Genomic DNA, 23,974 nt, shown 5'->3' on the forward strand with positions numbered 1-23,974 from the left:
TTTCTCCCCGGCAGCCCTTTGCAGGCTCAGAATGTCGCGTTGATACGGCCGTAGTAGTAGCCGCCGTTGATCGGCACCTGTGCAGAGTTGGAGTCATAGACAGCGGCACCGTAGGAGCTCAGCTCTTCCGGAAGCTTGCGGGGACGAACGTTGAAGACGTTGTTACCGCCAACAGCCACATGCCAGTGCTCGTTGAAGCGATAGCCGACTTCAAGATCGGTCAGCCAGCGCGGAGTGTTCTTGAACTGGCCAAAGCAGGTGTTGGAGTAACGAAGGGCGGCCCCGCCGGCAGCAGCGCAGGTAGCAGAGGTTGGCGTCCAGTCCTGATAGGTCATCATGCTGGTGGTCTCGCCGTAACGCGTCTGTCGCACGTTGATGTCCCATTTCCCAACCGTGTAGTACGCGTTGAGGATGATCTTGCTCCGCGGGTAGCCCGTGGTGAGATACCCAATTGTCTGCGCATTGAGCAGCGGGTTGCCATTTGTATCGCTGGCAACATGATGCATGCGGGTACGGTTCAGATCCAGCGCCATGCTGAGAGCGAGATTACCGTAGCGATGCAGGTGGAACGTGTAGTCCGCCTTGATGTCCAGGCCCTGTGTCCGCGTGCTGGCAACGTTGGCAAAGTAATAGGCCGAGACGTTGCTGATATCGAAGGAGTTGACTGGCAGCGCGTAACCCATGGCCTGAATGGCGTCGACAGCCGCCTGACCCTTCGTGGTTCCACCTTGAGAAATGCGGTTGCGCAGATTGATCTGATAGACGTCTGCCTCCACGTGGAAGCCCTTGACCGGTTCCACGACGACGCCGCCACTGGAGCTTACGGAGTATTCGGGCTTGAGCGGGCTGGCACCCAGGATCTGTGCTGCTGCGGAGCTGACAGGCAGAAGACCGCTGGCGCTAGTCGGGCTCACGCTCATCGTGCTGTAGTGCTGCTCGGCGAGGGTCGGGGCACGGAAGCCTGTGCTGATCGTTCCGCGGAAGGCCAGCCATGGCGTTGCGTCGTAGCGTGTGGAGACCTTGCCGTTCTGCGCATTGCCAACATCTGTATAATGCTCGAAGCGGCCTGCGAAATCCAGATCCCAGTGCTTCAGAGGGTGGAAATCGCCATCAATATAGGCGGCCCAGATGTTTCGGCTCCAGGAGCCAGCATTCTGTGGTCGCAGGCCAGCATAACCCTGCGTGCCACCAACTTCGTAAGAAGCGGGTTCACCAGCGACGATGTCATACATTTCGAGGCGATGTTCACCTCCAAAGGCAAGAACCATCGGGACGGTGTTGAAGATGTTGATCTTCCGGCGGAAATCCAGATTGTTGGTCCACTGGGCATTACGGTAGTTCAGCGCGCGCACAGTCGTGGGAGACCAGCCACACCCGGTGGAGGAATAATTGGCGACGTTGCCGTTGTTGCAGGTAGAGCCCAGCATACCGGTGTTGGCCGTGTTCTTGTTGCTGATCTTGTCCTGATCCGCACCGTAAACCGTGCTTAGATCCCAGTCGAAGCCATAGAAATCATGCCCTTTGAGGCCGAGTTCACCGGCGTAGTCGTCTTCATCAATGACTTCGAGGGGGGAGAAACCGGAGGGATAAAGCGTCGGGGCAATGCTGGGAACGCGGTAATTCTGAATGGCTTCGGCATGACGATGGGCGTAGGTCACCTGCCCATACAGATCGATTTTTTCAGTAATCGGCTTCCCGAAATCAATCCCTAGATTTTCGCGGGTTTCTTCAGGGGTGCTCATGATTTTGTTGGAGTTTTTCGGCACGTTTACAGCGTTGGCAACAACACCCGTGTAGTAGCCATTGGTGTTCGCGCCAGTGGGCCAGCTTCCAAGAAGGCGATGGTCATTCGCGCCAGCGACAAAGTGATCCGTGTGATAAACCTGTCCGCTGATGTGCATATAGCCATCATGTCCAAGTTTCAGGCCGCCGTCAGCGTTGAGCTGGTACTGCCAGCCGTCGCCATTGTAGGCGTTTGCGCCGGTCTGAGCTGACATGTTCAGGCCGTGATTCTGCTTTTTGGTGATGATGTTCACCACACCGGCAATCGCGTCAGAACCGTACATGGCTGCTGCGCCATCTTCCAGAACTTCGATGTGGTCGATCATGTTCGCCGGGATCATGTTCAGATCGACTGGCGTTGAACCAAACTGCGGCCCGGCGTTCTGAACAATGTTGGCTGTGACGTGGCGGCGCTTGCCATCAATCAGGATCAGCACCTGGTTCGGGTTCAGGCCACGCATCCGGATTGAGGATGTGAGAGCTGCGGTATCACTGCCCTTTGCAGAAACGTTGATCGAAGCATAGGTGCGGGTCAGGGCATCTGCCAGATTCATCTGGCCGGACCGTCGCAATGTTGCGGCGGACACGACTGTTACCGGGCTTGAGCTGTCACGAGCCCTTTTGTTACTGGCGTGTGTGCCTGTAACAATCATGCTCTCATTGCCACCTTCAGCAGCGCGACGCTGCACAGCCTGACGCTTTACGGTCGTGGGTGTGGTCGCTGCCTGCGCAGGTGTATGGTGATGTACTACCTTGTGATGAGTATCCGTTGCTGCCGTTGGTGTTGCGGCCAAAGCATGGGTTTCAACAGAGGACGCCAGGAGAGACGTGGTTGCGAGGAAAAAAAGACGCCTTGATGACATACCGTCGACTCCCAATAAGCTACGGCCTTCTGCAGCACCAATGCTGCTGTCATTATTCATAACGAACTCGTTACGTCTGGCTACGCAAATTCTGATACCGAAATGTTTTGTCATTCTGGAAAAGAAATGAAGACCGCAATCAGGAAATTGCGGCCTTCCGTAAACTCAGTTTTTGAAGATGTCAGGCGGTCTTGTTGAAAGCCGCTACAATATTGGAGAGATTTCTCTGCCGTCTGGTTGCCAACCGAGCAGCCGTCAGGACTGATCTGGCCTGAGAAATAGCTGTGTCCAGATCAGAATTAATGATCGTGTGATCGAATTCCGCCCAGTGAGAGATTTCATCCAGCGCGGCTTTCATGCGCTTTGCAATTTCTGCAGGATCATCAGAGGCCCGTTTGTGAAGCCTGCGTTCCAGCTCTTCGAGTGATGGTGGCAGAACAAACAGGCTCACCACGTCTGCGGGGAGGGCGGCTCTCAGTTGGCGATGGCCCTGCCAGTCAATGTCAAAGACCATGTCATGACCGGCTTCCAACGCTTCTTCAACAGGCGCACGCGGAGTGCCATAGCCGCGGCCGAAAACTTCTGCCCACTCAAGAAGTTCGCCGGCCTCTGCCATCGTGCGAAACGCTTCGATATCCCGGAAGTGATAATGAACACCCTCAACTTCACCAGGACGGGGCCCACGGGTCGTCACGGAAACAGAGTGCTTCAACGACGGCTCTGACGCACGCAGAGCGTTTGCAATCGTGGATTTACCCGCACCGGAGGGGGCTGAAATCACCAGGCAGACACCGCGTCGGGGCTGTTGGATCATGAGGGTCTCCTTGATGTTTCCTGAGGCAGGACAATGTCGCTGCCTCTAGCCTGAAAACCCCTTGTCTGACCAGATGTTCCTCAGGTTTCCGACTGAAGCTGTGCTGTTATTGCGCTGCTGAGAGACCGCCTGCGGGATCCGCCAAGGATGTGGCCGAGGGGGGCCAGCACCTCGATATGGTCACAGATGATCTTAAAAACGGCGAGCATCGGGACAGACAGGAAAGCACCGGAAATGCCCCACATCCAGTCCCAGAACAGAAGAGACCCCATGACGAAAACCGGGTTCAGCGTGAAGCGCCGGGCCAGAAGCATGGGGGTGATGGTTTCTCCTTCCAGCACATGAATCAGCAGGTAGATGGAAGGTGGAACCAGCGCATAAAGCAGGGACGGGAAGGTAAAGAGCCCTACAACGAAATAGACTACCATTCCGGTCAGGGGGCCGATGATCGGGACGTAGTTGAGCAGAAAAGCCAGAACCCCCCAGAGCAGGGGATTGGGCATGCCCGTTGCCCAGCACTGGATCATGTTCGCAAGCCCCACCAGCAGGTTCATCATCGTGATGGTTGCAAGGTAGAGCGAGACATTCCGTTCAATCTGGGTCGTGATCTGAACCAGTCGGCGCTTCTTTCGGAATGTGGGCATGATTTCCACAATCCGACGCAGCAATGTGTCTCCTTCCGTCATGAGGAAGAAGAGCATCAGCAGCATGGAGAAGAAGCCGCCTGCAATTTCTCTGGTGCCTGCGAGAACGGACGTCCCAAGGCGGCTCAGGGCATTCTCCCCGCCGATTGGCGCTGCTACAGCATGTGAGCCAGAGGGTCTGTAGCCGCCGAACATGCCGGACAGCCGCATGTAATCCCGTTCCATGACTTCAATCGGCCCGCGCATGACGGCCAGTTTGCTTTGAAGAGCAGGCAGTGTCTGTGGAGCACGGGAAATCCATCCTGCCGCCGGGACAGAAATTGTTGTCGCAATTCCACCAACCACACCGAACATGGCAACGATGAGCAACAGCGCAGCCAGATGTTTGGGCAGATGCAGTTTTTGCCGAAGAAAACGCATCGGCGAGATCATCATCAGGTTGACGACCAGCGCGAACACAAAGGGCAAAAGGATGGGAGCGGTGAAATACAGCGAGTAAAACACGGCCAGAATCGTCAGGATCAGGACGCAGATGTCCCTGACGTTCAGGTGCTGACGTAATATGTTACGGTCGAGCGTCGGATCTGGCAGCTCGTCTCCTTCCCGCTGACTGGGTCGACTTGGGCCGGATGCATCCTCTTCCGGCGGAAGAGAGCCTTTCTGGCTGGAAATTGCGGAAGGCTCTGTCGGACAGCCGGACATGTTTGACGCCTGAAGCGGGGAGGGGTGACATCAGGGTAAAAGCCCTGACAGAGGACACAGTTGCGTGTTCTGCCCAAAAACCCTCTTGAACTCCAGTGGGAAGAGGTAACTAAATAATGATCAGAGCTGGTAGGGGTCTGCCCTGCTGGCGAACCTGGAGCTAGGAGAACAGCCATGGCTTGGAACACGCCGAAAGTTACCGAAATTCCGCTAGGCGCAGAAATCAACTCGTACGTCTGCGGCGAGAAGAAGTAATCATCTTTTCCCTTTCGGGGAAAAATGGCGGCCGCCTCCCACAGGGGCGGCCGTTTTCTGTTCATGCTTCCCAGACGGTTTTCTGAAAAATGATTGATGTCATCGTGCTCGGCTCCGCGGCCGGCGGTGGTTTCCCCCAATGGAACTCCGCAGCGCCGGGTTGTGTAGCCGCCCGCACGCGACAGGGCGCACGCCCTCGCACTCAGGCCTCCATTGCCGTGAGTGCTGATGGAGAGCACTGGTTTGTTCTCAACGCTTCCCCTGATCTCCGGCAGCAGATTATCGAGACTCCGGCCCTTCACCATCAGGGTAGTCTGCGCGGGACGCCGATCCAGAGCGTCATTCTCACCTGTGGTGAAATTGACGCCATTACGGGTCTGCTGACCCTGCGGGAACGTGAGCCTTTCACGCTCATGGGGAGTGACTCCACACTGGAGCAACTGGCGGCTAATCCGATCTTCGGTGCGCTCGATCCTGCGATTGTTCCTCGCGTTCCTCTGACGCTTGATGCGCCTATAGCTTTGAAGCTGAAGGATGGCAGCCTGTCAGGCCTGACGCTCACAGCCTTTGCTGTGCCGGGGAAAGCTCCGCTTTACGCTGAGGCTGAAGGGTCGCGGCCTGATGAAACTTTGGGTGTGTCGATCACGGATGGGACTCAGACGGTTCTGTTCATCCCCGGCTGCGCCCACATCACACCAGAAATCATCGAACGTGCCGCTCAAGCGGATATGCTGTTTTTTGACGGCACTCTGTGGCGCGATGATGAAATGATCCGAGCGGGACTGAGCCCCAAGACAGGTCAGCGTATGGGGCACGTCTCTGTCCGGGATAGTGGTGGGCCGGTGGAGTGCTTCGCGTCCTGCTCAAAACCGCGTAAAGTCTTGATTCACATCAACAACTCGAACCCGGTTCTGATGGAAGACAGTCCGGAACGCAAAGACGTCGAGAACGCGGGGTGGACCGTGTCCGAAGACGGCATGACTTTCAGACTGGAAACACCATGACACTCCTGACCCCTGACCAGCTCGAAGCTCGCCTCCGCCAGATTGGTGCTGAGCGCTATCACAACCGTCATCCGTTCCACCGCAAGCTGCATGACGGGCTTCTGACGAAGCAGCAGGTGCAGGCCTGGGCCTTGAACCGCTATTATTATCAGGCGAAGATCCCAGCCAAGGACGCCACGCTCCTTGCCCGCCTCCCCACCGCCGAGCTGCGCCGCGAATGGCGTCGCCGCATCGAGGATCATGATGGTACGGAGCCGGGAACAGGCGGTGTCGCCCGGTGGCTCGTACTCACGGATGGTCTGGGTCTTGATCGGGACTACGTGGAGAGCACGGACGGCCTGTTGCCCGCGACGCGCTTTGCCGTGGATGCGTATGTGAATTTCGTGCGTGATCAGTCCATTCTGGCTGCTATCGCGTCGTCCCTGACCGAGCTGTTCTCCCCGACGATCATCAGCGAACGTGTCTCAGGGATGCTGCGGCACTACGACTTCATTTCTGAAGAAACGCTGGCCTACTTCACACCGCGCCTTACGCAGGCTCCTCGGGATTCGGACTTTGCGCTGGCCTATGTCCGGGAAAATGCCCGCACACCGGAACAACAGCGCGAAGTTTTGGGTGCTCTGGAGTTCAAGTGCTCCGTTCTGTGGTCCATGCTGGATGCGTTGGATTACGCGTATGTTGAAGGGCATATCCCGCCGGGCGCTTTCGTCCCATGAGTGTGACGGAAGAGACCGTCCTGTCCTTCGCGCGTGGTCATCGGTTGCAACATGACCGTGTTCGGGATGTCTGGCTTGTCCAGGCTCCCGAAAAGGCTTTCATTATCGAAGGCGCCGCCCCACATATCCTGGGTCTTGTGGACGGAGAGCTGGCTGTTGGCTCTATTGTAGAGAAGCTGACGGAACAGTTCTCCGCCCCGCGCGAAGTCATCTCCACGGATGTTCTCGCGCTTCTTTCTGATCTGACGGAAAAGGGCGTTCTGCGCGCATGACTTTGCCCCAGCCACCGATGAGCCTTTTGGCTGAACTGACCCATCGTTGTCCGCTTGCCTGCCCATACTGCTCCAATCCGCTGGACCTGGAACGCAAGGCGGCAGAGCTGGATACGGCTGGATGGAGACGGGTGCTTGAACAGGCAGCGGAGATGGGCGTCCTGCAGGTTCACTTCTCGGGCGGTGAGCCAATGGCCCGGCCAGATCTGGTCGAACTGGTGACGCTGGCGCGCAAGCTGAATCTTTATACAAACCTCATTACGTCCGGCGTCCTGCTGGATGAAGCTAAACTTGATGCGCTGGATAAGGCCGGACTGGATCACATCCAGCTTTCTTTCCAGGATGTGACGGAAGAGGGCGCCGAACGCATTGGCGGCTTGAAAGGCGCGCAGCCTCGCAAGCTTAAAGCCGCCCGGCTGATTCAGGCTTCCGGGATTCCCATGACGTTGAACTTTGTTGTCCATCGGGAAAATGTCGCGCGCATTCCGCAAATGTTTGAGTTGGCACGTCAGCTTGGGGCAGGCCGCGTCGAAATTGCTCATACTCAGTATTATGGCTGGGGCCTCAAAAACCGCGATGCGCTGCTTCCCAGCAGAGAACAGCTCGAAGAGTCCACGCGTGCTGTAGAAGCCGAGCGTGAGAAGGGAGGTCTGGCCATTGATTACGTCACGCCAGATTATCATGCAGACCGTCCCAAGCCCTGCATGGGCGGCTGGGGGCAGCGGTTCGTGAACATCTCCCCCTCTGGTCGCGTGCTTCCCTGCCATGCTGCGGAAATCATTCCGAATGTGACCTTCCCGAACGTGCGGGATGAATCGCTGGCCGAGATCTGGAACAATTCCCACCTGTTCAACATGTTCCGTGGAACAGAGTGGATGCCGGAAGCCTGCAGGGCCTGTGACCGCAAGGAGATCGACTGGGGAGGCTGTCGTTGTCAGGCGCTGGCTCTGACAGGGAGTGCCGCCAACATGGACCCGGTTTGCAGCCGCTCACCATTTCATGACATCGTCGAGAAGGCGGTGGAGCAGGCAGAAACGCCTGAACTGGTTTACCGCCGCTTCTGAAGTTTTGTACCGAGTTTCCCATGCCCGTTCCGGACATTGACCAGTTTCACGCTATCTCCATTAGTGCGCTTGCTCACAAGCTTGCGGCGGAGGGGCGCAGCATCATTCATATGGAATTTGGTCAGCCCTCCACTGGTGCGCCAAAGGAAGCCATTGAACGGGCACAGCATATTCTGGCGACAGATCCCATGGGATACTGGGAAAGCCAGCCGCTCAAGGAGCGTATTGCCCGGCATTACCAGGAGACCTACGGCGTTGCCGTTAAGCCAGAGCAGGTAATCCTGACCTGCGGCGCCTCCCCGGCGCTTGTCCTGGCTTTGACAAGCTGTTTTGTGCCTGGGCAGCGTATTGCGCTCGCGCGACCGGGTTATGTTGCTTACCGCAATACGCTCCGCACACTTCATATGGTGCCGGTGGAAATGCCTTGCGGAGAAGCTGAACGCTTCCAGTTGACGGCACAAGCCGTGGCCAAGCTGGAACCTGCTCCAGACGGTCTTATTATTGCCAGCCCCGCCAATCCAACGGGAACAATTCTGCCAGACAGTGAATTGCAGGCTATCATTGATGTCTGCAAGGCCCGTGGAATCCGGATTGTATCAGACGAGATTTATCATGGTCTGAGCTACGGGGAGCCCGCCCATAGTGTTCTGGAACATGATCCACACGCGCTGGTGGTCAACAGCTTTTCAAAATACTTCAGTATGGCTCCATGGCGGCTGGGGTGGCTGATTGTACCATCCGACACGATAGATGCTGCTCGGGCGCGCATGGGAAACCTTTTCCTTACACCGTCGGCACTGAGTCAGCATGCAGGACTGGTCGCTTTTGACTGTCGGCAGGAGCTTGATGGCCATATTGAGACCTATCGGCGAAACCGCGATCTGCTTCTTGAAGCTCTGCCCGCGCTTGGCCTGACGCATATCGCACCACCGGACGGTGCATTCTATATCTACGCGGATATTAGACATCTCACAGAGGATAGCCTGTCGTTCTGTCGTAAGCTTCTTCTGGAAACGGGGGTCACGACGGCGCCTGGTGTAGACTTCGACCCTGTTCATGGGAACCGATTCATACGTTTCAGTTTTGCGCTTTCAACTGATTTGATTGAAGAGGCAATTCGCAGGTTGAAAACCTGGTTTAACGTACAGAACGCTTAAGGTAGGTGCTCGATCTGGTACTAATTGAGCATTTATTAATAATTAATTTTGCAGGTCTTGAAAATACTTAAGCCTGGGTTAAAATTGGCGAGACAGTAAGAAACCCTTCATGCTGTCGTCTGTCTAAGTGGGAGTATGAGACATGAAGGTTGCAGTATGTCTGGTTGTAAAAAATGAACAAACGGAAATTATTTATTGGGCCGCGTGGTATAAGGCGCTAGGTTTCGATACTCTAATTATTTATGACGATTTCTCCGATGATGCAACGGAAGAAGTAATTCTTTCCATGCAGGGCGGAATTGATATTCGTTATATGAGAAACGCCGTTAACCGCGACATTCATAATGTGCGTCAGGTGCGTGCTTATAATGATGCCGTCATTCGATATGGTCATGAGTTTGACTGGATTGCGTTTTTCGATGCAGACGAATATCTCGATCTGTATGGGAAAAATATAAAATCTTATCTGTCAGAACAAGGCAATGCATCGCTCGTTGCATTTAATTGGTGCTGTGTTGGAACAAACGGGTATGTTAGCCGCCCAGAAGGCGTTCCATTTCTGAATTACACCCGAATGGGCAGTAATGAACTTTTCTGGAACCGGCATACCAAAGTTATATTCCGTCCTGATCGGTTGTCGAGGTCGGTTTACCAGGTCCATAATGTCGATGTTCACGGCACCAGTGTAGACAGTGAAGGTCTGCCTGTTGAGTGGGAATCTCCGAGCGGTGGTTTCACCCGGAATATTCCGACGTGGAAAGGCGCACGCCTTATTCACTACCAATCCAGATCTCTGGAACATTATATTAACCGGGATCGCCATCTGGAAGACGTCCGCAGAGATGTGAACGACCCGCTTCATACTGTCGTGAATAATCCAGAATATAATGCTATCGAGAGCACCATATCTGCCGATTACATTCGTGATTTCTATAAGTGGATGGATCATATTGTCTCGCAGCAGACACATACGATTGCACGCGTTTTACGCTCTACCTCATCCTGTTTTATAACTCAGCTTGAGAGCATCCTTGCACCCCCCAATGTTCCTGTGTTCCAGCCTGCCTATAAGGCAGAAGCTCATGAAATCGCGCATAACTGGATTTCATTTCATACAACTCCAGGAAAAATACTGAGCGAACATTTCGATGGTCGAAGCTCTTTTGTCGCCTTTCATATTGAAAACCATTTTGGCCACAGGCTGACATCTGTCGACGGTAAGCTGTCTACAGATTCTGAAAATGGAATTCCGTTAATTGGAATTTACTGTGAAGGAAGTGAATATGTTCACGTATTCACGTCTAGTGGAGAAGAGCTAAGGGTCAATGGGGACTCTCGCGTCACCAGAGTGCTGACTTATAAGGTATGGAATAACGAAGATGGGTCCATTTCTATTTCCCATCCAAGAACCCATAGATATTTAGGTTTTGCTCCGGACGGAACATATAATATTCGTAAAATTCGTGCGCTTGCATGGGAAAGCTTCAATTTGAAGCTCGTGGACATCGCTGAGTGCCCACAGTTTGTGCGTGATGCAGGTGTTTACCTTGGACGTATCACCAGTCTTGAAGACTTAAAGCGTTCCTGCGAAACCGCAGAGCAAGTTGATGGCTTGGTTATCAATGCTCTTACAGCGCTTGATGACGTCTCCAAGTCGGCAGTTTCTTTCTTGAGCCGCGGCATCCTTGGCGAACATATTCTCTGACCTGCCTCACAGCACCCGTCTTCAGAGCTTTCTGAGGACGGGACAACCTTTCCAGAGCCCCCTTCGCTGGGAACTCTGAAAAGGTCTTTCATGCTGTAAATCGGGGCAGCTTAAAGGGGAGCGTAGATCGCGCCCAGATAGTCAGGTGTGCCACTCACACGGTCTAGGTGCGGGTAACGCAGGCCATCATGATATGGGATGGAAATCGTGCTGATATGCTCGCCAGATTTTACCACAAGCCTGATCGGCTGCTTCGGGTCTTTCTGCGCATCCGCGATGGCATGACGCAAACGATCCCCAGTGTAGGCCATGTCATTGACAGCCAGGATTGTCTCCCCTGATGCCAGGCCGGCCTTGTATGCCGGGCTCATCCAGTGAACGCGTGCTGTTTTGCCATCACGTGTGACACTCATACCGAGCGAGAACGTCAGATCCACACTATGGCGAACGGCCTCTGATGCTTTGATGAAGGATGTTGGTTTGTCTGTGTAGACAAGCTTGTAGCCACCGTTTGTCAGGCCATCCAGCGGAGCATGCGGCCGGATGGTGTCCAGACGATCATGCAGGAATTTGGCCCAGTCATATGGCTGGATACTGTTCAGGGTCGAAGCCACTTCATCGAACTGATAGGGGCTGACAATAAAGCTCCCATTATTCGTGCCGAAAAAGGCCTTCGCGAAATCGTTCAGAGATTTCTGCCCGTTGGAAAGCTTGCGGATCAGCGTATCTGCGTCGAGCCAGACAAGCTGCCCTTCCACATAGTAGTCTTCCGAACGCTGCCAGTCGCGCCATGACAGAGGGGCACGCTGAGCAATAACAGGGTCATTGGTGGTGTCTTCCAGCGGGCGCCACAGACGGCCTGTCTGGTTTTCGTAGGTCGCTGCCATATAGGCCAGCGCTTCGAAGCCCTGATCCTTCGTCACAAGCCCTGAACGGGCTGCAAGAACATTCCCCCAATACTGGGTCTGGCCTTCATACACCCAGAGCAGGGAGCCGCGTTGTGGAACATTGAAGTTTGGAGCCCACATATCAGCCGGGCGACGATACTTGCCGTTCCAGGAATGCGTATACTCATGCGCGAGCAGATCACGCTCGGGGAACGTTTTATCCCATTCCGTAAAATACCCTGGAGCAGCAGCATTTTCGCTGGATTGATGATGCTCCAGCCCGATCATGCCCAACTCTTCCGTCAGAGCGAGCAGGAAGTCGTAATGGTCATAATGATGGGAGCCGAAAAGAGCCGTAGCCTGTTTGACGAGGTTCTTATGGGCTTCAATCTGCTGCGGCGTTGCATTCAGGGAGTCTGCATCGTCTGCAACAACATTGAGTGCGACAGGCACATGATCCGGCCCGGTCAGATCAAACTTACGGAAATACCGGCCCGCATAAATCGGGGAGTCGACCAGCGTATTATAGGTCGTTGCATTGAAGTGGGTGTCATCGCCATAGGCAGAGGCGCGCAGAGCGGAGCCAATCTGCCATCCATGCGGCACCAGAACGCTTGGTTTGACCGTAATATCCCGCGTGAAATACCCAGCTGGATATAGAGAAACCTGATCCCACTGAACATTGACGATGGATGGCGTCATGACGACACGGCCCTGACCCGGCGTAACCGGAGACAGAAGCTGGAAATGAACGTCAAGTGTGGGGGTCGTGGCTGAAACGGGAATATGAAACGCAGCGATATTGACCGTGTCGCGCTTCCAGGGAATCGTCTTGCCACCTGATTGGATTTTCAGGCTGGCAAGCTGCTCAATGACGCCTGTCGGGGAATGATCACCCGGAATCCACATGGGATACAGCAGGATCAGTTCGCCTTTCTCTACAGCCTCTTTCGGAACGGGAACCGTTTCATGGATGGACATGACGTGATGGGCCGTGTCTGTCGCATCAACAGCAACCGTCAGAGCGCCGGGAAAGGGCTTGTCCTGCGGGTCTGGGATGGCGGCAGGCAGAGGGAGCGGCTCTGGCTGAGGCTGGGCAAAGGCTGGGGCAACCAGGCTGCTGAATGCAGTCAATGCCACCAGAAAGCGCATACGCATCATAAGAAAGGTTCCGATTTGTAAATCAAAGTCCTTCCTGCCCTAATTGTCCCCGCGCTTGCGCACAAGGGGCAATAACCTTGCCCGCGTCAGATACGCAGAAAGACTATTGAGCTATTTCCGGCAGACATGCGCGGATTGTCCATCCTGTGACCTCTGGTGTCAGATGCAGAGGAACGGCATTTGGCAAACGGACATTGACTGGCAGACTCATTCCTGCGCGAAGGCTTCTGAACAATGCACCATGCGCGACAAAGAGAGGGGTTTCGTCAGCTTGCAGCGCTCGGTTAACAGCCCCTACAGCGCGTGCCTGGAGCGTAGCGAAGCTTTCAGCACCTTCGGGCGTATAGCCGTCTTCGATCCATGGATCGTACCATTCCCCCATGGGCTGCCCTTCCTGCACTCCGAAGCAGACTTCCTTGAGCTCCGGATCGATAATCAAAGGAAGGTCAGGGCCTCCACTGTCTCGAATGGCATCGCGCGTGTGTTCCGCCGTGACAAGAGCGCGAGATAAGGGAGACGCGATAATCCGATCGAAGGGATTTTCTCCCTTCCGGAACAGGTCCGCGAAAATCTGTCCTGCTCGGACGGCCTGTGCGAGCCCCGTAGAATTCAGGGGGATGTCTGTTCGGCCCTGGGAGAGACCTCTGAGGTTCCAATCCGTTTCACCGTGCCGGAGATACCAGTAAGGCTTGGTCAGGATCTTCGGCATGGATGAAACCTCCAGAGATGGGAAAGCTTAGTCGAAGAGAGAGGAAACCGAGCTTTCGTCTGCAACAGCGCTCATGGCGCGAGCCAGAAGATTAGCAGTCGTAATCTGGCGAATGTTTGGCGTATCGAGCAGCGCCTGGGTAGCAGGGATGCTGTCCGTCAGTGTTAGCATGTTCAAAGGACTGTTTTTCACGCGCTCGCAGGCATTACCAGTCAGAACGCCGTGAGTGACATAAGCCTCCACGCCTTCCGCGCCGCGGCTCATGAGAGCATTGGCCGCGTTACAGAGTGATCCGCCGCTGTCCACAATGTCGTCAACCAGCACACAATACCGTCCCGAGACATCGCCAATCACGTTCATGACTTCTGACACGCCGGCGCGCTCACGGCGCTTGTCGATGATGGCCAGGTCAACGTTCAGACGCTGTGCAAGCTGACGTGCGCGGACAACACCGCCAACATCAGGAGACACAATCATGAGTTCCCGGTCCGGAAGGCGCGTTTTGAGGTCCCGCACGAAGAGCGGAGCTGCGTAAAGGTTGTCCGTCGGAATATCGAAGAACCCCTGGATCTGCATGGCGTGCAGATCCATCGTCAGGATACGGTTGGCGCCGGCTTCCGTCAGAAGGTTGGCGACCAGCTTGGCGCTGATGGGCGTACGTGGGCCGGACTTACGGTCCTGACGGGCATATCCGAAATACGGCATGACAGCCGTTACCCGGCGGGCAGATCCACGACGCAGTGCGTCCAGCATCACCAGCAGTTCCATCAGGTGATCGTTTGTCGGCATGCAGGTGCTCTGCACCACGAAAACGTCCTCACCGCGGACGTTCTCCTGAATTTCGACAAAGACTTCGCCATCCGCGAAGCGTTTGACCACGGTTTTGCACACGGGCAGCCGTAGTTCACTCGCCACCGCACGAGCCAGCGGCAGATTACTGTTGCAGGCAACGATCTTCATGAAACGGCCTCGTCTGGTATCCGTCAGGGGGAGAATTGCGCGCTTTCTAACAGCGCACCCCCCTGCTGTCATCAGTTCTGAGCCATTCTTTGCACGGAAGTTGGGCTTGATGTGCTGACCGATGCAAGCGAAACACATTCAAGAACTGTCTGCGCGGCCTGCTGGAGGCTGCTTCAAGCTTCAGGAAAGGTCGGAATATGGCCCTGAAAGACTGTACGGGTTTTGTTGGCCGGAGACTTCTGATTCAGGACCTCCCAAGCCAGCGGGACGTCAGGAATGCTGTCTTTGTCCCGCCTGGAACGGCCCCGCAGTGGGGACTTTTCGAACCTTCGGGCCGAAGCGTTCCTGAGGCGATGCTCTATACGGGCGCGGGCTCACTCCACACACCTCTCTGCTCCCGGGACTACCCTGACCTCCCTGATTGCCCAGTCCTGAGCGACAAGTTCGATTATTTTTTCCTTGGAAACATTAATCCGTCCTACCTCTATTTTTTTGCCAACGTATTGTCCTGCCTGTGGAGTCTTCCTCCCTATGCGCGCTCACGGCTGAAGCTCGTCTTCAGCAGCCCGCAGCCTCTCGCTCAACTGATGGCACAAAGCTATTTTCGGACGATCGTGACGGCGCTTGATCTGACTGAAGATCACTTCATGCAGGTTCTGTCACCTGCGCGCTTTCCACGGATCACCGTTGCAGCGGCTGCATTTGAAGAGCTTTCACTCGTTCATGATGTCTTCGCAGATCTGGCTCACAGCATCGGGCGAAAGATTTTACCCGAAGGCGCGCAGGATCACCCGGGACGCGTTCTCTTTTTCTCACAGGAGAAGCTCTCTCAGGGCAACGTCAGGGTAGAAAATGAGTCCGTTCTAACGGCGGCATTGAGAGCAAAAGGAATAGGGACTGTTTATCCCAGCCAAATGACTTTCCGGGATCAGCTCAAGCTCTGGGCCTCAAATCCCCTCGTGATTGGTTATAATGATGCCTGTCTTCATACGAGCATCTTCTTCCCTCAGCGAAGGGTTGTAACGCTGGCACATAGCCCGGATATGTGGGCGAACCAGTGTCTGGTCGATAAGGCGAACAACAATCATGCCCGCTATCTGTACGATAGTTCTGGCCTGGAGCCTGTCGGGGCTGGAGGTGGTTTCCAAATGAACTACCGTATCCCTGACCCGGAGAAACTTGCAGATGAACTGGCGGATTTTACCTTGGGCTAACCGGAACGAGACGCTGGAAAGATGCGGTCGAATGCTGTTTCATTTTGAAACAATCGGGCCATACAAACGTCTTCTCGCGGATGAACTTTCCTCCGCGAATAGCGTTTCGATATCGAACGCTTCTTCAAGGAGTTATACCCAATGTCCATCAAGTCCGTCGCCCGTGTTGCACTTTCCCTGACGCTACTGTCTGGTGCCGCCGTCTCTCTCTCGGCCTGCAACACTGTTCGGGGTGCTGGTCAGGACGTCAGCTCCGTGGGCCACAATGTGTCTCGCGGTGCGAACGCAACGCAGGATGCCATTCAGCGTCACACGGATGCTTCCACGCACTGATTGCTGTCTCTCACTCAAAGAGAACAGTAAAAAAAGCCGTCAGAGTGCTCTCTGGCGGCTTTTTCTATGGGGCTTAAGAAAACCTACAAGATCACGAAATATGACACATAAGCAGTTTTCACGTCTCTTTGTGTTCGATTCTACTTGTAATCTGTGATTTCCCGGTCTCATATTCCTGACTGAACAGACGTTCTCGGGGCGGGGTGAAACTCCCCACCGGCGGTATTGAAGGGATTTCGGTCCCTCCTAAGCCCGCGAGCGCCTTCTTATCCACGGATAGGAAGGGTCAAGCAGATCCGGTGAGACTCCGGAGCCGACGGTCATAGTCCGGATGAGAGAGAACGCAGCACTTGCCCGATTGCTCGGGTGGAAGGAACGTGCATCTTCGCACTTTCCTACTGCGAGCATCGGCTGAGGGCGGCGTGCGCCCTGCGAACGTCCCGAATAATGGGACCGTGACCGCAGCCTTGTTGAAACAAACCACCTTTTCCAGCGCAGCGAGCGCAAGCCAGGTCCGAGCAGGATTTCGCTTAGCCCTTGACCATGCGGCCGACACGTTGGGAGCAACCTCTCCCAATCCGTCTGTCGGATGCGCACTGCTCGATGCAGAAGGTCGTGTTCTCACCGTCGGCGTTCATCCCAGGGTCGGGCAGCCTCATGCGGAGGCAATGGCTCTTGCACAGGCTCGCGATGCCGGCGTTCTGGGCGCTGTGCGCACCGCGATTGTGACGCTTGAGCCCTGCAATCACACAGGGCGTACACCTCCCTGCAGTGAAGCGCTGCGCAATAGTCCCGTCGAACATGTCTGGATCGGCGTTGCTGATCCTAATCCGCAGGCTGCGGGCGGCGCAGAGCGGCTGCGGGAGATGCCGAACGGGCGCCGCGTGACATTCCTTTCGGATGTCCCGGAAATGGCAGATCTTGAACGCGATTGCCGTGCCCTGATGGCGCCTTTCCTGAGTCGCGTCGTTCGTCATCGTCCGTGGATCAGCGTCAAGCAGGCTCTGGATTCAAATGGTACGATGATTCCGCCGACGGGACAGACGACGTTCACGTCCGAAGTCTCGCTGACGCTGGCTCATCGTCTTCGCCGCGCCACCGATGCCATCATCACGGGCATCGGTACGGTTCTGGCTGACAAGCCACGCTTTACGGTGCGTCGGGTAGCAGATCACGCGGATCGCGGCCCACGCCTTCTTGTGGTGTGTGACCGGAAAGGGCGTCTGCCCTCAGACTGGAAAAACGAGATGGAACAGGCTGGCTTCACGGTTCTGGTTAGTTCTGACCTTCTCTCCGTACCCGCCATGCTGGCCGAGCGCGGCGTGAACTGGGCCATGGTGGAAGCCGGTCCATCTCTTCTGAAAACAGTGTCCGACGCTGGTCTATGGGACGACTGGCTGACCATCCGCAAAGACGGTGACACTGATCACATCGAACTTCAATCGCGGGACGAGAGCCCGCTACGACTGCTGAGGGAAAGCGCATGTTCTCTGGAATCATAGAGCGTCTGGGTACTGTCAAAGCCGTATCCCTCCGTGACAAAGCCATGGACCTGACCGTCGAGACGGCCTTTCCGGATCTTGAGCTAGGCGAAAGCGTCGCAGTGAATGGCGTCTGTCTGACGGTTGAGACGTTCGATGCGGCTGGCGTGGCAACATTCCACCTGAGCGGCGAAACTCTCTCCCGGACGCCCTTGGAGCAGCTCAAAGCCGGTTCCCGCGTTAATCTGGAACGTGCGGTCGCAGCCAATACCCGATTGTCGGGGCATATCGTGCAGGGACATGTCGATAATGTTGCGACGTTTGCCAGTGTCGAAAAATCCGGAGACTCTTACGCCCTCCGCATTTTCGTCCCACAGGCCCTGCGCCAGTATGTCGTGGAAAAAGGCTCCATCACGTTCGATGGGATCAGCCTGACGGTCAACGAACTGCATGATGATGTTGTTCGGGGAAACCAGTCCGGATTTGAGGTTGGTCTGACAATCATCCCTCATACCTGGGACCATACGAACCTCTCGTCCCTCACAGTCGGAACACGCATGAACGTGGAGGTCGATGTACTCTCCAAGTATGTCGAAAACCTGCTGCGCTTCTCGCCTACACTTGGAAAGGTTGCGTCATGAAGCCATCCCTGAAAGCTGCCATCGAAGCCATTCGCGCAGGTGGCATGGTCGTCATGGTTGATGACGAGAACCGTGAAAATGAAGGCGATCTGGTCATGGCGGCACAGTTCGCTACTCCGGAAGCCATCAATTTCATGGTGCGTGAAGCGCGGGGTCTGGTCTGCCTTCCTTTGGAAGCTGAGCAGGTGGACCGTCTTGGCCTACCCCCTATGGTCAGCCGCAACCGTGACCCGCGGGGCACGGCTTTCACGGTCTCCATTGAGGCGGCTACAGGCGTAACTACTGGCATTTCGGCCGCAGACCGTGCCCGGACAATCGTTGTTGCTGCCAGCCCTGACGCAACAGCAGCGGATGTCATCTCGCCGGGGCACATCTTTCCTCTGCGCGCGCACCCAGAGGGCGTGATTGCCCGTAACGGCCACACGGAAGGGTCGATCGATATTGCGCGCCTCGCTGGCCTCGAGCCTGCGGGCGTGATCTGCGAAATCATGGCGGACGACGGGAGCATGATGCGCCTGCCCGAACTACGCCGCTTCGCTGCAAAGCATGGAATGCCAGTCGTCAGTATTGCGGACTTGCAGGAGTGGTGCCGCGAGCACGGGCGTGGCTCCGTGGATGATGCTCAACTGATCAGCACACCAGTTCCTGCTACCGGTGAAATGGTGGCTGTATCTGCTCTTCCCAGCATTTTCGGTGGCCATGATCTGAAGATCCATGCTTTCCGGGCCGTAGACGGTGTCGAACACGTGGCCCTCGTGAAGGGAGATCCTTCTCAGGGAATCCCGCTGGTTCGACTGCACTCAGAATGTGTCACGGGTGACGCATTGGGTTCTTTGCGGTGCGATTGCGGCGCTCAGCTTCGGGAAGCTCTTGAGCGGATCTCGGCCTCTGAATGCGGCGTGCTGGTTTATATGCGCGGTCATGAAGGCCGGGGCATTGGCCTTGCCAACAAGATCCGGGCTTATGAGCTTCAGGATGGCGGCATGGACACCGTAGAGGCAAACGAGGCTCTGGGCCTGCCGGCGGATGCCCGTGAATGGGATGCAGCCGCTGACCTGCTCCGGCATCTGGGCGTCACGTCCCTTCGCCTTCTGACGAACAATCCGGACAAGGAATCCAATCTTGTTCGCTTCGGTTTTGATGTGCAGTCCCGCGAGCGACTGGAAATTGAAGCCAACCCTTTTAACCGTGCCTATCTCGCCACCAAGCGGACGCGGATGGGCCATTTTCTCCAGGAACAGCCCGCATGAGCAAGCATATCCCTGTCGCCCCTGACCTGCGCTTTTCTCCAGCCCCCAAAATGGCGATCATCGTCAGCCGTTTTAACACTGGTATTACAGGTGGCCTGAAGAATGGGGCGCTCGAATGGATGGAAGAGCGCGGCATCACGGATGTGGACGTCTACGATGCTCCTGGTGCGTTTGAGCTGCCGCTTCTTGCCCAGCGACTGGCTAAATCAGGCAAATATGAGGGTGTGATCTGCCTCGGCTGCGTCATCAAGGGAGACACAGCCCACTTCGAGTTTATCTCGCTGGGTGCGACCATCGGTATCATGCAGGCTCAGCTCGCAACGGAAGTGCCGGTCGCGTTTGGTATCCTGACAACTTACACCGAAGCACAGGCTGTTGCCCGTTCACGCGAAGACGCTGAGAACAAAGGCCGTGAAGCTGCTGCGGCCTGTGTGGAAAGCGTAGCTTTCCTTCGGAACGTGCCGGTTTCAGCCTAAAACCAGCTTTTTATATCCCGGGCCTTGGGTGAATGATCCCTTGGCCCGGTATTTTCGATTTCAAATAAATCCCCAGAGAAGTCCGGGGACATGTCTATGAAGTTTCTCGCGATCACTGGGTGATAGAAGAGCGATCATCTTCAGGAAAAGATAGATGCTTGGAGCGTCTTTTTCATTCCGAAGCCAAGTGATTAAAGAATCAAACGTCATCTTTCCAGATGTTGGTAAAGGGGCCGTCATCCTCTGCCAGCTATACGTGACATTAAACTCGGGCCTGAGTGACGCTTCTTCCCAGTCCTTGGCCTGTCTGCGATTAGCTTCTACCTGTCCGATACCATCATGAGGAAGAATGAAGCAGAGGTATTCGCCGGAGAGAGTTGTTCTCAGCGCTGTCCCTTCAGGCTTGTCCTGTATGGTTTTCGCAATCTGATAAGTCAGTTCACTGAAAACCCTGTCGTCGCCAAAAACCTTTAGCGCGCGATTGTGCTCGACATGCACACCATCGCGCACGAAGAACGTAATCAAATCGGGCGTATCAGCGAAAACGGCACCATACACGGGTAACAAGCTACGTTCGGACATCACCGCAGGAGAAGCGTGGCAGACATCCCCCGTACTTGCATCAATACAAAGCTGTGTCTCAAAATATGCAGAGTGAATGCTGAAGACACGGGATTCCAGTATTTCACCCTCGTAATCTGAAATCGCTACTGTAGGAGGATATTGCTTTCTTAAATCCTCAATAGCCCGCGCGACCATATTTCGATTAATACTGACCTGGATCGGGCGAATTTTCGGAATGAACCGAAGAGGCTCAAAGTCCTCGACATCATTGCGATCAAAATGGTCCCAATAGCCGAGACTGTCACTGAGATCGGCATTCAGGCGGCGTTTGATACGCTGGATGTAATGCTCCATGCTGCGGCAGATGTAATGCAGGACAAAAGCATCTTCCCAGTCAATTTCCTGCACGGCATTCGCTGAAGGAACATATTGCCCATTGGGTCTGACATAGCGTTCTGCCGGGACATCAAACCAGTGTGGGTTATGATACGTGTCGCCCATGCATTCCGGTCTGACAAAGCTCTTGACGAGAACATTGTCGCCCAACTCCGGTGTCGAATGCTGAGTGAAGGCTTCGACTGTCATTTTACGGGGGCGAACGACCCGTCCGGAGCTCCCTTGAATACGCCAACTTAATGCGAGCCCATCGGCATGAGGAAAGCGTTCAAGGAATTCTGGAAGGCTGTTTGCGTGACGAAAGTAAACATATTCATCGCCGTCCAGAAACCCGAGCCAGGCATAATGACCTTTGGCCATTTCAGCAGCCTGCATAAAGCAGTTCCGCTGACGCCAGTAGAAATCGGGTTCTGCTACCGGGTCGGTTTGAAAAGCACGAATATTAAAAGACTTGGCCGCAGCCTGAATGATTTCCCATGTTCCGTCTGTGGAGTGATCATCAAAAATGAAGAGGGTCTTCACTCCCAGCCCGAGGTGCCAGGCAATCCATCCTGCAATGTCAGAAAATTCATTCTTGACGAATAGGGCGATAGCTACAGATGACGGCACCATGGGGAAAAGCACTCCTCAGCTTGAGAGACCCGGCGCTGCAAAAACAAGGCAACCAGATGCTGTCTGCCTGCATACCCGAGACTCTCCTCGTAGGGGAAGCCCTGTTGGGATGTCTTTATCCAGTAGAAAACAGGAGGATAAAGACACATGACCCAAGAAAATTAAGAGATTTTTTGTGTGTGCGAATAAAAAAGTAAATTAAACCCGCACAAAACATAAATATTAAAAAATTAAAATGAACTTAAAGCAACTCGTTTCCAGGAATTGTCTGCAACACAGACATAATGGTAGTTTTCATCATCAGTAAATTCTCCGGCCTGACAGGGCGCAGAGCTGGAAGCAGGTGTTTTCAACGCTTCCTTGTAAGACGTAGCTACTACGTCTTTGAGTGTTGTCGTGCCACTGCTCACAGTCAAACCATTCCCTGCTGCCAAGGAACCTGTCGTCGACGTATTCCCCCAGCTATCGACTGTAAGGCACGCCGCCCCTGAAGACGTCATATCAAACGATGCTGCATTAGACCCGCACAAAGCCAAACCATTTTTGGCCCAGCCAGGATTGAAGGCAATCGCTGCTTCAAATGTACCGTCTACGTTAAATGATGAAGATGACTGGCGTGGACCAAACCAATAGGAAACATCCATACCATTCGCGGCTGCTCCCCCCGTATTAGCATTATTGGTCTCTGAGAGAGTATCAGTTTGAGACCAAAGTTTGACGCTCTCCAGGTACCCAATGTTTGCTGTTGGCTCCTGCCAGTACTCAGCAATCATTTTTTTCGTGCCAACAACAGCGGCTGAACCGATCCGGGAGCCAACTTTATAAGCGTCTCCATCAAAATCTATTCCGTCAGAGCCCAGCCACGCCCGAATGCCTTCCGGCCAGAGACCAGCGACTGAAAGACCATAGCTATCCTGGCTGACCTTATTGTCGAAGCCTGCCCCGATGGTTAGACCATGCATGGTCGCGCCGTAGTCTGGGCCATGATACCAGTTGTCGAGTTCTTCATCGCATTTGCGAGAAAGACCCAGCCGCTTCATGGCTTCGCCATCTGTTCCGGATTTGATGATGACTTCACAGCTGGTGTTACGTGTGAAGTGTTTGATGTACGTCCCAAACTCAATGAAAGGATGCGTGAATTCGGCATACTGGGTTTGATCCAGCGCATCTACTCGATCGGCGGCTGACGCTGTGTTTTGAGTGCCAACCTGTGGCACGTGTCCACTATCAACGGCAGAGCCACTGATAGGCTGCCATTGTCCGGTCATCGTAAACTGCGTGAATGTTCCAGTACTGTCAGAATCATTTTTCCATGATTCCAGCATGCCTCCGTAGAACTGTTGGTCCTGATTGCGATGTCCCTGCACACCATCCAGCGACAGACCTGAATAAAGCGTTGGTCCGGCTACAATATTGGTCATGACATTCATGTGGTAGTGCATGTAGTCAGTGTAGCTTGCGGGCAGAGCTGGTCGAATGATTGCGCCAGACGTTGTAAACGTCACACTATGGGACGTCCCATTTTCATCTGGAAAATCTGCACCAGCAATATACCAAGGCGGATTGTTGGTTGCGAGTTCGTATTCCGTGACGGCGTCCCAACCCCCTGCACCACAGTTAGCGCCTGTTCCCGGGGCATAGGTCATGACTGAAGAATGGACACATCCTCCATTATCTCCAACACCATATGGAAGGGCATAGAACTTGCTGAAAACGCTATCGTACAGGCGATGTCCACCAAACATGGCCATTTGATCGGCCATATTGTTCATGGAAACACCAACAGTAATTCGTGGCCCTGCGAGATGGGATGGAGCATCGCCCTGCCAGCCATTACTCGTCAGATTTAGGGGAATACTCCCCTGATTCCCTTCAGATAAACCTGTTTGTGTCAAAATTTGTGAAGCTGTGTTGACCCCAGCCGTAACCTGAGCCTGATCATTCAGGCCAGCAATGCCTGACTGTACGTTGATTTTTGCTGTAGTCAGGACACTGGAGGGGAGTTGGTCTGCTATATTGCATGCAACAGGAGTGCCATCGGCATTTGTTCCGCAGACTTGGGCAATAACAGTTGTGGAATGCCACGCCCCGTCTTTGCCTTTATAAGTGGGAACAACGGGATAGCCCTGCGAATTTATACCTGTCCCCACGGTAACAGGGGCAATAGAGCCTGTAGGTGTCTTGTAATAAAGTGGAATATCCCCGGCAAAAGAAGGGGAATATCCGATCACTCCAGAAAGAAGTGACAAAACAGCAATAAGGAAACCCGGTTTCCTTGGAAAATTTAAATCCATATTGAAACCATTTATTTT

General features: G+C 54.6%; 21 protein-coding genes and 1 riboswitch. Of the genes, 13 read left to right on the plus strand and 8 right to left on the minus strand.

Annotation, left to right across the window (positions count from 1 at the left end; genetic code table 11):
• Positions 1-26 precede the first annotated feature (26 nt).
• From ABDK75_RS00750 to ABDK75_RS00760, 3 genes are all read right to left on the minus strand, one after another.
• Positions 27-2,645, minus strand: coding sequence for a TonB-dependent siderophore receptor (locus tag ABDK75_RS00750; protein ID WP_211495667.1), 2,619 nt, complete (start codon positions 2,643-2,645; stop codon positions 27-29).
• 181 nt (positions 2,646-2,826) lie between these two features.
• Positions 2,827-3,459: a guanylate kinase gene (gmk, locus tag ABDK75_RS00755; protein WP_099211344.1), complete on the minus strand. Its 633-nt coding sequence runs from the start codon at positions 3,457-3,459 to the stop codon at positions 2,827-2,829.
• An 80-nt stretch (positions 3,460-3,539) separates the two neighbouring features.
• Complete coding sequence (locus tag ABDK75_RS00760; RefSeq protein WP_346004701.1) at positions 3,540-4,805, minus strand: AI-2E family transporter; 1,266 nt, start codon at positions 4,803-4,805, stop codon at positions 3,540-3,542.
• Positions 4,806-4,979: 174 nt separating this feature from the next.
• Here ABDK75_RS00760 and pqqA point away from each other — a divergent pair, with 174 nt between their 5' ends.
• The 7 genes from pqqA (at position 4,980) to ABDK75_RS00795 (ending at position 10,978) form a co-directional block, all read left to right on the plus strand.
• Positions 4,980-5,060: a pyrroloquinoline quinone precursor peptide PqqA gene (pqqA, locus tag ABDK75_RS00765; RefSeq protein ID WP_010502998.1), complete on the plus strand. Its 81-nt coding sequence runs from the start codon at positions 4,980-4,982 to the stop codon at positions 5,058-5,060.
• Positions 5,061-5,149: 89 nt separating this feature from the next.
• Complete coding sequence (pqqB, locus tag ABDK75_RS00770) at positions 5,150-6,064, plus strand: pyrroloquinoline quinone biosynthesis protein PqqB (protein ID WP_211509602.1); 915 nt, start codon at positions 5,150-5,152, stop codon at positions 6,062-6,064.
• Positions 6,061-6,780 carry a pyrroloquinoline-quinone synthase PqqC gene (gene pqqC / locus ABDK75_RS00775; protein WP_064275209.1) on the plus strand — a complete coding sequence of 240 codons (720 nt, stop codon included), beginning with the start codon at positions 6,061-6,063 and terminating at the stop codon, positions 6,778-6,780. The genes pqqB and pqqC overlap by 4 nt, the downstream gene beginning before the upstream one ends.
• Positions 6,777-7,052, plus strand: coding sequence for a pyrroloquinoline quinone biosynthesis peptide chaperone PqqD (pqqD, locus tag ABDK75_RS00780; protein WP_203548049.1), 276 nt, complete (start codon positions 6,777-6,779; stop codon positions 7,050-7,052). The genes pqqC and pqqD overlap by 4 nt, the downstream gene beginning before the upstream one ends.
• Positions 7,049-8,116, plus strand: a complete 1,068-nt coding sequence (gene pqqE / locus ABDK75_RS00785) for a pyrroloquinoline quinone biosynthesis protein PqqE (protein ID WP_346004702.1) — start codon at positions 7,049-7,051, stop codon at positions 8,114-8,116. The genes pqqD and pqqE overlap by 4 nt, the downstream gene beginning before the upstream one ends.
• Before the next feature lie 20 nt (positions 8,117-8,136).
• Positions 8,137-9,273: an aminotransferase class I/II-fold pyridoxal phosphate-dependent enzyme gene (locus tag ABDK75_RS00790; protein ID WP_346004703.1), complete on the plus strand. Its 1,137-nt coding sequence runs from the start codon at positions 8,137-8,139 to the stop codon at positions 9,271-9,273.
• Between the two features lie 142 nt (positions 9,274-9,415).
• Entirely contained in the window at positions 9,416-10,978 is a 1,563-nt protein-coding gene (locus ABDK75_RS00795) for a glycosyltransferase family 92 protein (protein WP_346004704.1), read from the plus strand.
• 110 nt (positions 10,979-11,088) lie between these two features.
• Here ABDK75_RS00795 and ABDK75_RS00800 read toward each other — a convergent pair whose 3' ends face one another.
• The 3 genes from ABDK75_RS00800 to ABDK75_RS00810 form a co-directional block, all read right to left on the minus strand.
• Positions 11,089-13,026 carry a M61 family metallopeptidase gene (locus ABDK75_RS00800; RefSeq protein ID WP_086633275.1) on the minus strand — a complete coding sequence of 646 codons (1,938 nt, stop codon included), beginning with the start codon at positions 13,024-13,026 and terminating at the stop codon, positions 11,089-11,091.
• Between the two features lie 103 nt (positions 13,027-13,129).
• Entirely contained in the window at positions 13,130-13,735 is a 606-nt protein-coding gene (locus ABDK75_RS00805; RefSeq protein WP_215766556.1) for a histidine phosphatase family protein, read from the minus strand.
• Positions 13,736-13,762: 27 nt separating this feature from the next.
• Positions 13,763-14,695, minus strand: coding sequence for a ribose-phosphate pyrophosphokinase (locus tag ABDK75_RS00810; protein ID WP_046900960.1), 933 nt, complete (start codon positions 14,693-14,695; stop codon positions 13,763-13,765).
• Positions 14,696-14,892: 197 nt separating this feature from the next.
• On the opposite strand from ABDK75_RS00810, the gene ABDK75_RS00815 reads away from it, so the two are divergent.
• The 6 genes from ABDK75_RS00815 (at position 14,893) to ribH (ending at position 20,090) form a co-directional block, all read left to right on the plus strand.
• On the plus strand, positions 14,893-15,909 hold the full coding sequence (locus ABDK75_RS00815) for a glycosyltransferase family 61 protein (protein WP_346004705.1): 1,017 nt from the start codon (positions 14,893-14,895) through the stop codon (positions 15,907-15,909).
• Positions 15,910-16,050: 141 nt separating this feature from the next.
• Complete coding sequence (locus ABDK75_RS00820) at positions 16,051-16,242, plus strand: entericidin A/B family lipoprotein (protein ID WP_046900458.1); 192 nt, start codon at positions 16,051-16,053, stop codon at positions 16,240-16,242.
• A gap of 185 nt (positions 16,243-16,427) precedes the next feature.
• A riboswitch (FMN riboswitch) is annotated at positions 16,428-16,589 on the plus strand.
• Positions 16,590-16,709: 120 nt separating this feature from the next.
• Positions 16,710-17,744 (plus strand): bifunctional diaminohydroxyphosphoribosylaminopyrimidine deaminase/5-amino-6-(5-phosphoribosylamino)uracil reductase RibD, encoded by a 1,035-nt coding sequence (gene ribD / locus ABDK75_RS00825; protein ID WP_346005809.1) that lies wholly within the window; start codon positions 16,710-16,712, stop codon positions 17,742-17,744.
• Positions 17,726-18,364, plus strand: coding sequence for a riboflavin synthase (locus ABDK75_RS00830; RefSeq protein ID WP_346004706.1), 639 nt, complete (start codon positions 17,726-17,728; stop codon positions 18,362-18,364). Before ribD ends, ABDK75_RS00830 begins: the two co-directional genes overlap by 19 nt.
• Positions 18,361-19,614, plus strand: coding sequence for a 3,4-dihydroxy-2-butanone-4-phosphate synthase (gene ribB, locus ABDK75_RS00835; RefSeq protein WP_215749666.1), 1,254 nt, complete (start codon positions 18,361-18,363; stop codon positions 19,612-19,614). Before ABDK75_RS00830 ends, ribB begins: the two co-directional genes overlap by 4 nt.
• The gene (ribH, locus tag ABDK75_RS00840) at positions 19,611-20,090 is read left to right on the plus strand and encodes a 6,7-dimethyl-8-ribityllumazine synthase (RefSeq protein WP_346004707.1); all 480 of its coding nucleotides are present in this window, start codon (positions 19,611-19,613) and stop codon (positions 20,088-20,090) included. The genes ribB and ribH overlap by 4 nt, the downstream gene beginning before the upstream one ends.
• A gap of 60 nt (positions 20,091-20,150) precedes the next feature.
• Here the strand turns inward: ribH and ABDK75_RS00845 are convergent, their stop codons facing one another.
• Together ABDK75_RS00845 and ABDK75_RS00850 are read right to left on the minus strand one after the other, a co-directional pair.
• Positions 20,151-21,662: a glycosyltransferase family 2 protein gene (locus ABDK75_RS00845; RefSeq protein WP_346004708.1), complete on the minus strand. Its 1,512-nt coding sequence runs from the start codon at positions 21,660-21,662 to the stop codon at positions 20,151-20,153.
• A 230-nt stretch (positions 21,663-21,892) separates the two neighbouring features.
• Positions 21,893-23,911: a hypothetical protein gene (locus ABDK75_RS00850; protein WP_099211368.1), complete on the minus strand. Its 2,019-nt coding sequence runs from the start codon at positions 23,909-23,911 to the stop codon at positions 21,893-21,895.
• Positions 23,912-23,974 lie beyond the last annotated feature (63 nt).

The sequence above is a fragment of the Gluconobacter sp. OJA genome (assembly GCF_039638325.1).
Lineage (GTDB): Bacteria > Pseudomonadota > Alphaproteobacteria > Acetobacterales > Acetobacteraceae > Gluconobacter > Gluconobacter cerinus.